Below are 14500 nucleotides of genomic sequence, written 5' to 3' on the forward strand. Positions count from 1 at the left end.
AAAGTGGCCGGAGATCCTCATTGGCGGTGGTACTAAAAACCGGAGGGACTACAGATCCTTCCGGCTTTATTTTATCTGCTAATTTTAAAAATATATTTCAATGATCTGATACTGGCTGAAAGTGGGGTTTTATCAGAGGTAAGGTGATTGAACGTTGTGCCACGTCTCGGTGGTATTGCTTAACAGTAACAATCTGGAACCGAAGTCACCCGTATTCAAATGGACTTAAAGTCATTGGATTTGAGTGGAGTTTGATAGATTTTACTGGGATAGAAAAAGATGAGTTTCTTCTTTTCAGCGTCTTATAGACATTAACACATGTCTATAGAATATGAATTGGTACGACCGAGTGGACTCGAACCACCGACCCCCACCATGTCAAGGTGGTGCTCTAACCAACTGAGCTACGGTCGTACTGTAAAAGCATTTACATCAATTAGTTGATTAAAATGACTTTTTACACTCCGTCATTTGGAGTGGGCGCTATTATGGCCTCGTCAGAAATGGTTGGCAAGTGCTTTGTGCCGTATTTTATGTCGAGTGCTGAATGTTTGTACCACTCTTTTCTTCCGTAATTTAAAAAATAAGTAAATTCAATAAGTAATGAATAAAAACGTTCTGCATCATGGAAAAAATGGCGGAGTGCTATTTGGCTAATACCTCATTAGAGGTAGTTGGTGGGACTGTCCTCATACATTTCTCGATACATTTCACGACTTATCCCCAGCTTTGATCAAAAACAATATTTTTAATGCATCTTTTTGTTATTGATGGCGGCGAGTAATGTCACGACAGTTATTATGGTTTCTGTCATAGAGATAATTAAAATGACCGCCAGCAGGCGGCTTAATTCGGACACAAACACATGGTCAGGATAAGCATGTTAGTCCCCCCCCTGTGGGGTATGGTAGCCAGTCTTTTTTTGTTGATGCCAGCCTATGCAGGCGACGCTCCGGCGTCAGGTTCTCCCAGTCCCGTTGAAGCAAAAAATGAAGTATTCACCCAGAAACACCCCGATCAGTTCAATTCATGGAAAGCGACCAGCGAACAGTCTGAGCGCCACGATGCACTGGCAGAAGATCCCAATATGGTGATCCTCTGGGCGGGTTATCCCTTTTCCAGAGATTATAACAAGCCGCGTGGCCACGCTTATGCCTTAACGGATGTACGCGAAACATTACGTACCGGTGCGCCGAAAACCGCAGAAGATGGCCCTTTACCGATGGCATGCTGGAGTTGCAAAAGCCCGGATGTAGCGAGGTTGATCCAGCAGGATGGTGAGGACGGTTATTTCCACGGTAAGTGGGCGCGAGGCGGGCCGGAAATTGTTAACGACCTTGGCTGTGGGGATTGCCACAATACGGCATCAGCTGATTTTGCCCAGGGTAAGCCAGCGTTAACCCTGTCTCGCCCGTATGCCGCTCGCGGTATGGAGTCGATCGGTAAACCATTTGAAAAAGCGGGGCGTTTTGATCAGCAGTCGATGGTTTGCGGACAATGTCACGTTGAGTATTACTTCTCTGGCAAAGATAAAGCCGTCAAGTTCCCGTGGGACAACGGAACGAAAGTCGAGGACATGGAGAAATATTATGATGCCATCGCGTTCTCTGACTGGACCAATTCACTCTCTCGCGCACCGATGATTAAAGCCCAGCATCCAGAGTATGAAACCTGGAGCGTCGGTATCCACGGTAAAAACAATGTGACCTGTATTGATTGTCATATGCCGAAGGTTAAAAACGCTGAAGGCAAATTGTATACGGATCACAAGATTGGCAATCCTTTCGATAATTACGCGCAAACCTGCACAAATTGCCATACGCAGGATAAGGCGACGATGCAGAACATTGTCGCTGAACGGAAAGCGGCGATTCAGTCGTTAAAACTAAAAGCGGAAAACCAACTGGTTCATGCGCATTTTGAAGCGAAAGCCGCCTGGGATGCCGGTGCGACAGAAGCGGAAATGCAGCCAATCTTAACCGATATCCGCCATGCCCAGTGGCGTTGGGATCTCGCGATTGCTTCTCATGGCATTCACATGCATGCGCCGGATGAAGGAATGCGGATGTTGGGCACCTCTCTGGATAAATCGGCAGAGGCGCGAACCAAGTTGGTGCGACTTCTGGCAACGAAAGGCATCACTCAGGAAATTAAACTGCCGGATATTTCGACCAAAGAAAAAGCGCAGCAGGCGATTGGCCTTAACATGCAGCAAATTAAGGCTGAGAAACAGGATTTCCTGAATACGGTGGTACCGCAGTGGGATGAACAGGCGCGTAAAGCTGGCCGACTGAGCCAATAACCCCTAACCGCCCGTGAAGGCGGGTGGTCACAAAGTGGAGTGAACATGAGCGTATTACGTTCGTTATTAACTGCCGGGGTGCTGGTGACAGGCATGCTTTGGGCATTGCCGGGGTTGACGCAACCCGCATCTCAGGTAGAGACAGAAACACGGTGGACGGTCACGCCGCAGCGCAATCCCGATGAGGCTTGCCTACAGTGCCATAAACCGGAAGAAGAGGGGATGCAGGGAAAGCATGCTTCCGCTATTAATCCCCATAATCAGCAGCAATTGACCTGTACTAATTGTCATGGCAAACCCTCGTTGCATCATCGGGAAGGCGTCAAGGACGTCATGCGTTTTAACCACCCGATGTATACGGTGGAACAGCAAAATAGTGTCTGCATGTCGTGTCATGCTCCAGAACAGTTGCAAAAAGCGTTCTGGCCGCACGATGTACACGTCACCAAGGTAGCGTGCGCCAGTTGTCACCAGTTGCATCCAACGCAGGATACGATGCAGACGCTGAATGATAAAAGTCGCATCAAACTGTGTGTGGATTGCCATAGCGATCAGCGTAGTAACCCGGCATTCAATCCGTCCTCAGTTCATCTGGGTAAGAAGCCACAGCCATGAGTTGCTCGCGCCGCCAATTTATTGCCCGAATGGGGGGACTCATCGCCGTCACCAGTTCGGCGGGGCAGGTTATCGCTCAGACGCTGAATATTAACGGCGTTCGATACGGCATGGTCCACGATGAGTCGCTGTGCATTGGGTGCACGGCGTGTGAGGATGCCTGTCGGGAAGTCAATCAGGTCCCTGAAGGGGTCTCACGCCTGAAGATCATACGCAGCGAACCTATCGGGACATTCCCTGACGTGAAATACCATTTTTTCCGTCATTCCTGTCAGCATTGTGAGCACGCGCCCTGTGTTGACGTTTGTCCGACGGGTGCTTCATTTCGTGATGCGGCAAGCGGAATTGTGGATGTCGATCCTGACCTGTGCGTGGGGTGTCAGTATTGTATTGCGGCTTGTCCTTATCAGGTGCGTTTTATTCACCCGCAGAATAAGACGGCGGATAAATGCGATTTTTGCCGTAAGACGAACCTCAAGCAAGGAAAACTGCCTGCCTGTGTGCTGTCTTGTCCCACCAATGCGCTGACGTTCGGTAACCTTGACGATCCCAACAGCGAGATTTCTCGTCTGCTGCGTCAAAAGACGACCTATCGCTACAAGATAGCGTTAGGTACCCGACCCAAGGTATATCGCGTACCGTTTAAATACGGGGAGGTTCACCAATGACGCCTGCTGATTCAAGCGCATTCCATTTCGCTTCGTTAGTCTGGGATTGGCCGATTGCGATCTATCTGTTTTTAGTGGGTATTTCCGCCGGATTGGTCACGTTATCTGTGTTATTACGCCATTATCGGCCTGAGCAGGCCACCGCAGATAGCACACTCATGCGCACGACGCTAGTCATTGCACCGTGTGCGATCATTCTGGGGTTGCTGATTCTGGTCTTTCACCTCACACGTCCCTGGACGTTCTGGAAGCTCATGTTCCACTACAGTTTCACATCGGTGATGTCGGTAGGGGTCATGCTATTTCAGGTTTATATGGCCGTGCTGGTGATATGGTTGGCAAACATCTTTGCTTCGCAGATTGTTGTGCTGCAACAGCGCTGGTTGCCGACGTTGAATATCGTCCAGAAAATATTGCTCCGGTTGGCACCGATGCAGAAAGCGTTGGATATAGTGATGTTGGTGCTGGCGGTTATGCTGGGGGCTTACACCGGCTTTCTGCTTTCCGCGCTGAAAACCTATCCGCTGCTCAATAACCCCATTCTACCCATATTGTTCCTGTTCTCCGGCGTGTCCTCTGGCGCGGCAGTGGCGTTGATTGCGATGGCCTGTCGTTATCGCCATAACCCACACAGTGAAGAGGCGCATTTTGTCCATCGTCTTGAAACGCCCGTGGTCTGGTTGGAAATCTTTCTGCTATTCGCGTTTTTCATCGGTCTGGCATTAGGCGATGATGGAAAGCAACGGGCGCTGATGGCGGCTCTCGCCGGTGGATTTTGGGCTGGGTGGTTTTGGTTGGGCGTCGTGGGGTTGGGGCTGGTTACACCGTTACTACTTAAGTCATGGGCGAACCGGATGCATTCGCCTTACGGTGTGCTGGCCGTCAGCGGCATGAGTTTGGTCGGCGTATTACTCCTGCGCTTTTTCATCCTCTATGCGGGACAGTTGACCGTTGTGTAGCGCCCGGAAAGAGGCATTCTGATGTTGTTATTGCCAGAGTTTGGGTATGTTGCTCTGTTGCTTGCGAGTGGCGTCAGCGTGGCGACGGCGCTGTTAACCTTATCCGGTTTTTATTTTCACTGGCGTCATGTTCATCGACTGTCCCGATGTTGGACGCTGGTGATTTTCGGATTGTTAGTGTGTGCGTTTGTCGCACTGACGCTGAGCTTTGTACAGGATGATTTCTCGGTCAATTATGTTGCACAGCATAGTCATCGGGATTTACCTCTTGGGCTGAAAATTGCGGCAGTGTGGGGCGGGCATGAAGGCTCTCTGCTGTTGTGGCTGTTGTGTTTATCTGGTTGGAGCGCCGTGTTCGCTTGCCGTTATCGTAAGGATGCCAGCGCGTTGTTTCCTCTCACGTTGGCTGTGCTTGCGCTGATTGTTATGGCGTTGCTGGTTTTCATCGTAATTTTTTCAGATCCTTTCATGAGACTCTTCCCGCCAGCAATAGCGGGGAGGGATCTCAATCCGATGTTGCAACATATCGGTCTGATTCTCCATCCGCCATTGCTCTACCTGGGGTACGGCGGTTTAACCATCAGTGCCGCCATTGTGTTAGCGGCACTGGTTCAGGGGGAGTTTACTGCCGATGTCGCCTGGATTTGCTGGCGTTGGGCGCTGCCAGCCTGGTGCCTGTTAACGCTGGGGATCATTGTGGGATCGTGGTGGGCCTATAGCGAATTGGGTTGGGGCGGCTGGTGGTTTTGGGATCCGGTAGAAAATGCTTCGCTGCTTCCCTGGCTAACGTCCAGCGCACTGTTGCATAGCCTTTATGTGACCAGAATGCGGGGAATATATCGTCATTGGTCGCTGGTATTGGCGATCTCCACATTCATCTTATGCCTGTTGGGGACGCTGATCGTCCGTTCCGGCATACTGGTTTCGGTGCATGCCTTTGCTCTCGAACATGACAGAGCGCTATCGCTCTTTATTCTATTTGCCAGCCTAAGTGCGGGAGCATTGTTGATCTACGGTTGGCGAGCACAAACCGTGCATGTCGCCGCTCGGTTCTCCGGCTGGTCGAGGGAAATCGCGATACTGCTGGCGTTGCTGTTATTCGGTGCTGTCACGCTGGTGGTATTGCTCGGTACGCTTTATCCGATGGTTTACGGGTTAGCTGGATGGGGGAAAATCTCTGTCGGTGCCCCTTATTTTAACCGTGTACTGCTGCCCTTTGCTGGATTGATGCTGCTGTTGATTGGCCTATCGGCTGGGGGAAACTGGAAATACAGCACTCAATGGTGCGCCCGACGACTGGATGTGACACTCATTTTTGGCGGAATCATCACCGCTATTTTGTGGTCGCAGGGTGCCGTGCTGGCGTTAGTGTCTGGTTTGATTGGTTGGGTGGTTGCGGCGCAATGGTTGCAGCCATTAACGGCGATACGTCGCCAATTGCCCGCTTTGTTGGCGCATACCGGTGTCGCGCTATTGGCACTGGGAATTGCATTTTCCGCGGGGAGCAAACAGGAAATCAGCGCCAATGTGATGCAAGGCGAACAGGTTGAGGTGGGCGGCTACTATTTCCGTTTTTTACAGTTGAATCTCATCGTGGGACAAAATTTCACCGCAGAACAGGCGGTCATCGCGATTTATCGTGATGGTGCACTCATTGCCAACGTCGTGCCTGAGCGTCGTTACTATAACGCTCGCAAACAACAGATGATGGAGCCGGGGATCGTCTGGGGGCCGCTCAGAGAATGGTATGCCGTGATGGGGGAGAAAACGGGCGAAAACCGCTATGCCATGCGTTTCTATGTGCAAACCGGTATCCGTTGGGTGTGGGGCGGTGGGATATTGATGATTGCAGGGGCGTTGCTGGGGTGGTTCAGAGGGAGAAAAGCCTATGGCTAACTGGTTAACTCTGTTTGTCATGTTACTGACTTTTTCTGCACAGGCTCAAGTCGTCGATACCTGGCAGTTTGCCAGTCAGACACACCGTCAGGAGGCCTTGGCGATTGCCGGAGAGTTACGCTGTCCTCAATGCCAGAATCAAAGTTTACTGGAATCCAACTCGCCAGTGGCGGTCAGTATGCGCCATGAGGTTTTTTCCATGGTTGAACAGGGGAAAAGCAAAGCAGATATCATGGCATTCATGAGCCAGCGCTACGGTGATTTTGTCCAGTACCGTCCGCCGCTAAAAATACAGACAAGCATACTGTGGTTAACCCCTTTGCTGTTATTGATCGCCTTTGCCTGCATTGCGTGGCGAGTCATACGCCGCCGGGACCGGGGGCACCGCGATGATCTTATCTGATGTATTACTTGTTGCCTTTATTGCGATTGCCGTGGTTATCGGGTTGCTAGGGCCGTTGTTTCTCTCCGCTCGACAGAGCAGCGAGCATTTATTATCTCGTCTACCTGAACGGATAGCGCGTTTTCAACGTGAGCAGGCGGGTAAACAGTTATCCGATAGCGCCGCAGAGGCGTTCGGGCAGGAATTGGCCCATGATCTTCCCTTAAGACAAACCACTGTTCTTGAACCGCGACCGATGCCTTATCTGCCGATTGTCGTTGCGGTCATGGTGATTCTGCTGGGTACCACGGTTTTCTACACATTGAGTCCTCGCGGCACGGCGGTTCTGGCCGAACGTCAACGGCTTGCCGATCCATTACATGATTTTAGCGAAGCGCGGCAACAGGAAAAACAGCTTGCCGCGTTGCAGCGTAATATTCGGGAAACACCGGAAAACAGCGCCTTATGGGCAGCGTTGGGGGAATATTATCTTTACCGCAATGCGTATGACAATGCATTGCAGGCCTATCGACGGGCGATCGTGCTGAAAGGAGAGAGCGCCGAACTCTATTCGGCGCTGGCGACGGTCCTGTACTACCAGGCGGCGCAGGTTATGACGCCACCGGTACAGCAGATGATCGACAAGGCACTGGCGCTGGATGCCAATGAGGTCACCGCGTTGATGTTACTGGCATCAGATGCATTTTTACGTGCTGATTACGCACGGGCTATTACGGTTTGGCAACAGTTGTTGGATAGCTACAGTCCACGCGTGAATCGTGCCCAGTTGATCGAAGCGATAAACACGGCAACGTTACTGAAGAACAGTCAGAGATAGGATATGACACCCTTTAACTTATGTTTAGGACGCGCTCGAGGATGAACGTCGCCGCAATCGCCGACTTTGTTGATCTCAACGAAAAAGATTACCTCTTTTTGAGTAGGGCTTTGGAGCGGGGGGAATGAGGATGCCATGTTATGCTAAATCCACTTATATGGTAGGAGTTGAATCCCGATGCTAGAGGCGCGCGATGTGGTTTGCATTCGCGATGAGCATGTGCTGTTCAGCGCGTTATCGTTTACCGCCCACCCTGGAGAAATGGTACAGATTGCCGGTGCCAACGGTGTGGGGAAAACGTCGCTGCTGCGTATCCTCAGCGGTCTGGCGGTTCCTGAATCGGGAGATATCATCTGGCAGGGGCAGCGGATCAACCGTATACGCGAGCAGTTTAATCAGCAACTCTTGTGGCTCGGTCATCAATCTGGGATCAAGGGCGTATTGACCGCAGAAGAAAACCTGCGCTTTTTCTACCCACAGAAGCATCAGGATACCTACTGGCAGGCGCTGGCGTCAGTTGGGCTGGCGGGATACGAAGATGTCTCGGTAGCACGACTTTCCGCCGGGCAACAGCGCCGGGTCGCGCTAGCGCGTTTATGGCTGACTGATGTGCCGCTGTGGATTCTGGATGAACCACTCACCGCACTGGATGTGGCTGGGGTCGAAATGCTGACACAGCGTATGGAACACCATATTGCGCATGGCGGCATCATTATTTTAACCACTCACCAGCCGCTACGACCGTTCTCCCAGGGGATTCGCTGTATTCAACTTACACCGAACGAGGAAGCACGATAATGCGGCGACTTATCGCTCGTGAACTGCGCGTTGCATTGCGTAATAACGCAGAAATCCTCAATCCACTGTGGTTTTTCCTGATCGTGATCATCCTGTTTCCATTAGCTATTGGGCCGGAGCCACAGTTATTAATGCGCATTGCGCCGGGCGTGGTATGGGTCGCCGCTTTGCTGGCGTCGTTGCTGGCGATGGATCGTCTTTTTCGTGATGACTTTCAGGATGGTTCGCTGGAGCAATTGCTGCTGCTGCCTTTACCTTTACCGTTAGTGGTGTTGGCGAAAGTGGTGGTGCATTGGATGGTCAGCGGGTTGCCGCTATTAGTGCTTTCACCACTGGCGGCGCTCTTATTCGGGTTGGATTGGCGCAGCTGGCAGGTAATGGCGCTAACGCTATTGCTGAGTACGCCAACGTTGAGCTTTCTGGGCGCGATCGGCGCAGGATTAACCGTTGGGTTACGGCGTAGCGGTGTCTTACTCAGCCTGTTGGTGTTACCGCTCACCATTCCCCTATTAATTTTTGCTACAGCGGCCGTTGACGCCGCCATGATGCAATTGCCGGTCGGCGGATATCTGGCGCTTCTTGGCGCATTTTTAGCTGGCAGCGCGACCCTAAGCCCGTTTGCCACGGCGGCAGCGCTACGGGTGAGCATACAATAATTTTTCGATCTCAAGATCGCATTCGCCATCCTGCTGGGGTGGTTTTACGCAGAGTGAGCACATGACTATGGTGAAAAAAAACGATCAGCTTACGCAACCGGCACGCCTTTATCGCCTTTGCGGCAGGCTTATTCCCTGGTTTGCCGTGATCAGCATTGCATTGCTGATCGGCGGTTGTCTGCTGGGCTTTGGTTTTGCGCCAGCCGACTATCAGCAAGGGCAAGGTTATCGCATCATGTATTTACATGTGCCAGCGGCGGTGTGGTCAATGGGTGTTTATGCCTCGATGGCGATTTGCGCACTGGTCGGCATGATTAGGCGATCAAAAACGGCGGAGCTTGCTGTCGCGGCGATGGCGCCCGTCGGTGCGGTGTTTACCTTTATTGCACTCACTACCGGTTCCACATGGGGGAAACCCATGTGGGGGACGTGGTGGGTATGGGATGCACGTCTGACGTCGGAGCTGGTTCTACTGTTTTTGTACGTTGGTGTGATTGCGCTCTATAACGCGTTTGACGATCGCCGTCTTGCTGGTCGTGCGGCTGCCATTCTGGTGTTGGTCGGCGTGGTGAATTTACCCATCATTCACTTTTCGGTCGAATGGTGGAATACCCTGCATCAGGGGTCGACAAAAATGCAAAAAACCATCGATCCAGCGATGCGTCTTCCATTGAGGTTGATGATGTTAGGGTTTATGAGTTTATTCGTGACGTTGTCACTAATGAGGCTGAGAAATTTGATCCTGGTGCAGCAACGTCGAGCGCCTTGGGTGGCGACGTTGCTCGGTAAAGGAGGAATGGCATGATGAGCATCGCATTCACGAGTTGGCAGGATTTCTTTGCGATGGGAGGCTATGCCTTCTATGTTTGGCTGGCGACGGCATTAACCCTGTTACCACTGTGCGCATTGGTTGGACATACCCTATGGTGTCGACGTGCGTTGCTACGTGATATCCAACGACAGCAGGCACGGGAGCAGCGTAAACAGACGGCTCGCCAGTCTGAAATGGCGGAGGGGGCTCAATGACTTTACCGCGTAAAACCCGCCTCTACGCTATTCTGGCTGTTGTCAGCGGGGTGGTTCTGACGATTGCGCTAACGCTCTATGCGTTACGTTCCAATATCGATCTCTTCTATACCCCTGGCGAAATTCTCTATGGCAAGCACGAAACGCAGGAAAAACCGGCGATCGGACAACGTTTGCGCGTCGGCGGCATGGTGATGCCGGGCAGCGTACGGCGGGATAGTCAGAGCTTGCAGGTACATTTCACGGTTTATGATGCGCAGGGGTCTGTAGAGGTGACGTATCAGGGGATCCTGCCTGACTTGTTCCGCGAGGGACAAGGCGTGGTCGCCCAGGGCGTGTTGGATTCTGACAGTCATATTGCGGCAAAAGAAGTATTGGCCCGACACGATGAGAATTACACCCCGCCAGAAGTCAAAGCGGCAATGGAAGAACAGCATCATCGTGCGCCGTCGTCAGTGGCCAAAGAGGACACTCGTCTATGATGCCGGAAATTGGCAATTATCTGCTGTGTCTGGCGTTGGGCATTGCGCTGCTGCTCAGTATTTACCCGCTGTGGGGCGCATCACGACAGGATGTGCGTCTGATGGCACTGGCACGTCCATTAGCCTGGGCTTTGTTCGCCTGCATTCTGGCTTCCTTCCTTATTCTGGTATACGTGTTGGTCATTAACGATTTCACAGTTCTGTACGTCGCAAACAATTCGAATCGTGCGCTACCTGTGTGGTATCGCGTCGCGGCGGCATGGGGCGCACACGAAGGATCGTTATTACTCTGGGTTTTGTTGATGAGCGGCTGGACCTTTGCCGTCGCGCTCTTTAGCCGTGGCATGTCACTTGATGCGGTGGCGCGGGTGCTTGCGGTGATGGGGATGATTAATGTCGGCTTTTTGCTGTTCATCGTGCTGACGTCGAACCCTTTTACCCGTACGTTGCCCGATTTCCCGGTTGATGGACGCGATCTCAATCCGTTGCTTCAGGATGTTGGGCTTATTTTCCACCCGCCATTGCTTTATATGGGCTATGTCGGGTTTTCCGTGGCATTCGCTTTTGCCGTTGCCTCTCTGCTGGCTGGGCGGCTCGATAGCGCATGGGCGCGCTGGTCGCGACCGTGGACACAGGCGGCATGGTCATTTCTGACGCTGGGGATAGTGCTGGGATCGGGGTGGGCCTATTACGAGCTAGGTTGGGGAGGATGGTGGTTCTGGGACCCGGTGGAAAACGCCTCGCTGATGCCGTGGTTGGTCGGTACAGCATTGATGCATTCTCTGTCTGTGACGGAAAAGCGTGGCAGCTTCAAAGCATGGACGGTGTTACTGGCAATCGGCGCGTTTTCACTTTGCCTGCTGGGAACATTCTTGGTGCGTTCAGGGGTATTGGTTTCGGTACACGCGTTCGCTTCTGACCCATCGCGCGGGATGTTCATTCTGGCCTTTTTAGTCATCGTTATCGGCGGTTCGTTGCTGCTGTTCGCCATCAAAGGCAATCGGGTACGGGCGCGGGTCACCAATTCTCTCTGGTCACGTGAAACATTTTTGCTTGGTAATAACCTGATTTTGGTGGTGGCGACGCTTGTTGTCCTGCTGGGCACGTTACTGCCACTGGTGCATAAGCAACTAGGGCTAGGGAGTATCTCGATTGGAGCACCGTTCTTTAACACCATGTTCACCGTATTGATGGCACCGTTTGCCCTGCTGTTAGGCGTGGGGCCGCTGGTTCGCTGGCGACGGGACGAATCGAAAAAGTTGCGTAAGCTGCTTTTGATCTCGCTGGTGGCGACGATAGCACTGTCGCTGCTGCTGCCGTGGTGGTTACAGGACACGATTATCGCCATGACGGTGGTTGGCCTGTCGATGGCGCTGTGGGTGTTCTTTTTAACATTGTATGACCTGCGAGCCAATGCCACCCGGCGTCATGGGTTGTGGCGTGGATTAACCACGCTATCACGCAGTCAGTGGGGGATGGTCTGCGGTCATATTGGGGTCGCGGTGACCATCGTGGGGATTGCCTTTAGCCAAAATTATAGCGTTGAGCGTGATGTCCGCATGAAGGCGGGCGATAGCGTACAGATTCATGATTATCGTTTCACGTTCCAGGGTGTGCGTGATGTTGTTGGCCCCAATTGGCATAGCGGAAAAGGGACGATTGAGGTGACACATAACGGTCACCCGGAAGCGATTTTGAAGGCTGAAAAGCGGTTTTATAACACCAGTGGCATGATCATGACAGAAGCCGCGATTGATGCAGGGTTGACCCGCGATCTTTATGCAGCATTAGGCGAAGAACTGGATGATGGTAGCTGGGCCGTACGGCTTTATTACAAACCCTTTATGCGCTGGATATGGTATGGCGGGGGATTCATGGCATTAGGCGGTATTCTCTGCATGTTAGATCCACGTTATCGCCTGCGCCGTACCGTGCGGGAGACCATCTCATGAACCGTAAAATATTGTTTATCCCATTAATCCTTTTTTTACTGTTGGCCATCGCCTTGTTATGGCAATTGGTGCGTAACAGTCATGGCGACGATCCTACGCGGCTGGAGTCAGCACTGATAGGCAAGCCGGTACCCGCATTTCGCTTGGAGTCACTGGATCAACCGGGAAAAGTTTACAACCAGTCAGAGTTCAGTGATGGCAAACCGTTGTTGTTGAATGTCTGGGCGACCTGGTGCCCTACGTGCAGGGCGGAGCATCAGTTCCTGAATACGCTGGCGGCGCAGGGAATTCGAGTCGTGGGGATGAATTATAAAGACGAACGTTCAAAAGCCGTCAATTGGTTGAATGAACTTGGTAATCCCTATGCACTCAGCCTGTTTGATGGCAACGGTATGTTGGGGCTCGATCTTGGCGTATATGGCGCACCGGAAACCTTCTTGATAGATGGGCGTGGCATTATTCGCTATCGTCACTCTGGCGATCTTAATCCGCAGGTGTGGCGAGAAACGTTGCAACCGCTGTGGGAAAAATACAGTCGGGAGGGCGGAGCATGAAAATGTTCGGTTTCCTTGGCGCATTATTGCTGTCGTTTAGCGTATTGGCCTCATCGGAAGCATGGCGTTTTGATAACGAGGCTCAGGAACAGCAGTTTCGTGAGTTGACCATGCAACTGCGTTGCCCCAAGTGTCAAAACAACAGTATTGCCGATTCGAATTCGATGATTGCTTCGGATATGCGGCAGAAAGTGTATGAGCTGATGCAACAGGGGCAAACCAAGCAACAGGTTGTTGATTATATGGTAGATCGTTACGGTTATTTTGTAACATATGAGCCGCCGGTCACGCCCTTCACGGTCTTGCTGTGGTTGCTGCCAGCGCTGTTTCTGATAACAGGTGTATGGGCAATTCTTCGACGTTCGCGGCGTATCGATCACGGTATGACGTCAATGAGCGAACAGGAAAAGAGACGACTACAGCGGTTGCTGGACAGTGAGGAGAAACGGTAATGATGTTATTGATAACCACGATCGTTTTATCCCTTGTCGCGCTGTCTGTTCTGCTGCTTGCGCCGTGGTCGGAACGGAGCGAGTACGATCGCGATGCGATCAATCAGGCGCTTTATCGCGACCGCCTGCGTGAGATTCACGGGGATGTGGCCAGTGAGGCGGAACGTGCATATCTGGTTGAAGAGCTCCAGCATACGTTATTACAGGATATTCCCAGCGGTTCTGATGTTCAGTTACGTCCACTGAAACGTTGGGTACTGTTACCCGGAGTCTTTCTGCTTATCGTCGTTAGCGTTGGTGTATTTTGGCAAACATCGAATGTGAACCGGGTTCAGGAATGGCGGCAGGTTGTCGCATTAACGCCAGGTTTAATGAAGCGTGCGTTGGATCAGAATGCTGAACCTCTGACGATCGAGGACGTTGCTCGACTGGGGTTGGGCTTGCGTAGCCAGTTGGAGATACAGCCTGATAATGCTCAGGACTGGTGGATGCTGGGGCGCATTGCTGGCTTACTGAATAACTATGATACGGCGGTTCAGGCATTCGCCAACGCGTATAAGCTTGAGCCGAATAATGCCGATTTGGCGCTGGACTATGCTGATTTATTGTCGCGCTCTACTAATCCGCGTGACAGTCAGCGTGGCGGCGAGATGCTGCGTGAATTGCTGCATGCCGGGTCGACCAACGTGCGAGCGCTGAGTCTGCTGGCGTTCAATGCTTATGAAGGTCAGCGTTATCAGGAAGCGATTGATGCCTGGCAGGCGATGTTGCGGGTGTTGCCGCAAAATGATACTCGCCGGGCTGTGATTGAGCGCAGTATTATGCAGGCTGAAGCGTCGCTGGCGGCTGGGACAACAAAAGAAAAATAAGTACGGTAATGGCCGTGATTACGGTAATGACGTAAGCCCATTTCCTGCTAA

At 52.1% G+C, this 14500-nt stretch carries 16 protein-coding genes and 1 tRNA gene; 16 read left to right on the plus strand and 1 reads right to left on the minus strand.

What is annotated here, in order from left to right; genetic code table 11:
* Nucleotides 1-337 precede the first annotated feature (337 nt).
* A tRNA-Val gene (locus tag ACKPVM_RS16525) sits at nucleotides 338-414 on the minus strand.
* 514 nt (nucleotides 415-928) lie between these two features.
* Here ACKPVM_RS16525 and nrfA point away from each other — a divergent pair.
* The 16 genes from nrfA to ccmI all read left to right on the plus strand — a co-directional run bounded on the left by nrfA (nucleotide 929) and on the right by ccmI (nucleotide 14449).
* Entirely contained in the window at nucleotides 929-2302 is a 1374-nt protein-coding gene (gene nrfA / locus ACKPVM_RS16530; protein ID WP_409310903.1) for an ammonia-forming nitrite reductase cytochrome c552 subunit, read from the plus strand.
* 45 nt (nucleotides 2303-2347) lie between these two features.
* Nucleotides 2348-2917 (plus strand): cytochrome c nitrite reductase pentaheme subunit, encoded by a 570-nt coding sequence (gene nrfB / locus ACKPVM_RS16535; protein WP_409310754.1) that lies wholly within the window; start codon nucleotides 2348-2350, stop codon nucleotides 2915-2917.
* The gene (nrfC, locus tag ACKPVM_RS16540) at nucleotides 2914-3585 is read left to right on the plus strand and encodes a cytochrome c nitrite reductase Fe-S protein (RefSeq protein WP_409310755.1); all 672 of its coding nucleotides are present in this window, start codon (nucleotides 2914-2916) and stop codon (nucleotides 3583-3585) included. Before nrfB ends, nrfC begins: the two co-directional genes overlap by 4 nt.
* Nucleotides 3582-4544, plus strand: coding sequence for a cytochrome c nitrite reductase subunit NrfD (gene nrfD, locus ACKPVM_RS16545; protein WP_409310756.1), 963 nt, complete (start codon nucleotides 3582-3584; stop codon nucleotides 4542-4544). The genes nrfC and nrfD overlap by 4 nt, the downstream gene beginning before the upstream one ends.
* A 21-nt stretch (nucleotides 4545-4565) precedes the next feature.
* Nucleotides 4566-6440, plus strand: coding sequence for a heme lyase CcmF/NrfE family subunit (locus ACKPVM_RS16550; protein ID WP_409310757.1), 1875 nt, complete (start codon nucleotides 4566-4568; stop codon nucleotides 6438-6440).
* Nucleotides 6433-6843, plus strand: a complete 411-nt coding sequence (nrfF, locus tag ACKPVM_RS16555) for a heme lyase NrfEFG subunit NrfF (protein WP_409310759.1) — start codon at nucleotides 6433-6435, stop codon at nucleotides 6841-6843. The genes ACKPVM_RS16550 and nrfF overlap by 8 nt, the downstream gene beginning before the upstream one ends.
* On the plus strand, nucleotides 6830-7660 hold the full coding sequence (nrfG, locus tag ACKPVM_RS16560) for a heme lyase NrfEFG subunit NrfG (RefSeq protein WP_409310761.1): 831 nt from the start codon (nucleotides 6830-6832) through the stop codon (nucleotides 7658-7660). The genes nrfF and nrfG overlap by 14 nt, the downstream gene beginning before the upstream one ends.
* 177 nt (nucleotides 7661-7837) lie before the next feature.
* Nucleotides 7838-8458 (plus strand): cytochrome c biogenesis heme-transporting ATPase CcmA, encoded by a 621-nt coding sequence (gene ccmA / locus ACKPVM_RS16565; RefSeq protein WP_409310763.1) that lies wholly within the window; start codon nucleotides 7838-7840, stop codon nucleotides 8456-8458.
* Entirely contained in the window at nucleotides 8458-9114 is a 657-nt protein-coding gene (gene ccmB, locus ACKPVM_RS16570) for a heme exporter protein CcmB (RefSeq protein ID WP_409310765.1), read from the plus strand. Before ccmA ends, ccmB begins: the two co-directional genes overlap by 1 nt.
* Before the next feature lie 67 nt (nucleotides 9115-9181).
* Nucleotides 9182-9919 carry a heme ABC transporter permease gene (locus ACKPVM_RS16575; RefSeq protein ID WP_409310905.1) on the plus strand — a complete coding sequence of 246 codons (738 nt, stop codon included), beginning with the start codon at nucleotides 9182-9184 and terminating at the stop codon, nucleotides 9917-9919.
* Nucleotides 9919-10140: a heme exporter protein CcmD gene (gene ccmD, locus ACKPVM_RS16580; RefSeq protein ID WP_409310907.1), complete on the plus strand. Its 222-nt coding sequence runs from the start codon at nucleotides 9919-9921 to the stop codon at nucleotides 10138-10140. Before ACKPVM_RS16575 ends, ccmD begins: the two co-directional genes overlap by 1 nt.
* Nucleotides 10137-10622, plus strand: coding sequence for a cytochrome c maturation protein CcmE (ccmE, locus tag ACKPVM_RS16585; RefSeq protein WP_409310766.1), 486 nt, complete (start codon nucleotides 10137-10139; stop codon nucleotides 10620-10622). The genes ccmD and ccmE overlap by 4 nt, the downstream gene beginning before the upstream one ends.
* Nucleotides 10619-12574 carry a heme lyase CcmF/NrfE family subunit gene (locus ACKPVM_RS16590; RefSeq protein WP_409310767.1) on the plus strand — a complete coding sequence of 652 codons (1956 nt, stop codon included), beginning with the start codon at nucleotides 10619-10621 and terminating at the stop codon, nucleotides 12572-12574. Before ccmE ends, ACKPVM_RS16590 begins: the two co-directional genes overlap by 4 nt.
* Nucleotides 12571-13128, plus strand: coding sequence for a DsbE family thiol:disulfide interchange protein (locus tag ACKPVM_RS16595; protein ID WP_409310769.1), 558 nt, complete (start codon nucleotides 12571-12573; stop codon nucleotides 13126-13128). The genes ACKPVM_RS16590 and ACKPVM_RS16595 overlap by 4 nt, the downstream gene beginning before the upstream one ends.
* The gene (locus ACKPVM_RS16600; RefSeq protein ID WP_409310771.1) at nucleotides 13125-13580 is read left to right on the plus strand and encodes a cytochrome c-type biogenesis protein; all 456 of its coding nucleotides are present in this window, start codon (nucleotides 13125-13127) and stop codon (nucleotides 13578-13580) included. The genes ACKPVM_RS16595 and ACKPVM_RS16600 overlap by 4 nt, the downstream gene beginning before the upstream one ends.
* Nucleotides 13580-14449, plus strand: coding sequence for a c-type cytochrome biogenesis protein CcmI (ccmI, locus tag ACKPVM_RS16605; RefSeq protein ID WP_409310773.1), 870 nt, complete (start codon nucleotides 13580-13582; stop codon nucleotides 14447-14449). The genes ACKPVM_RS16600 and ccmI overlap by 1 nt, the downstream gene beginning before the upstream one ends.
* Nucleotides 14450-14500: the final 51 nt, after the last annotated feature.

The organism is Pectobacterium hainanensis, assembly GCF_046237015.1.
GTDB lineage: Bacteria > Pseudomonadota > Gammaproteobacteria > Enterobacterales > Enterobacteriaceae > JBJYIN01.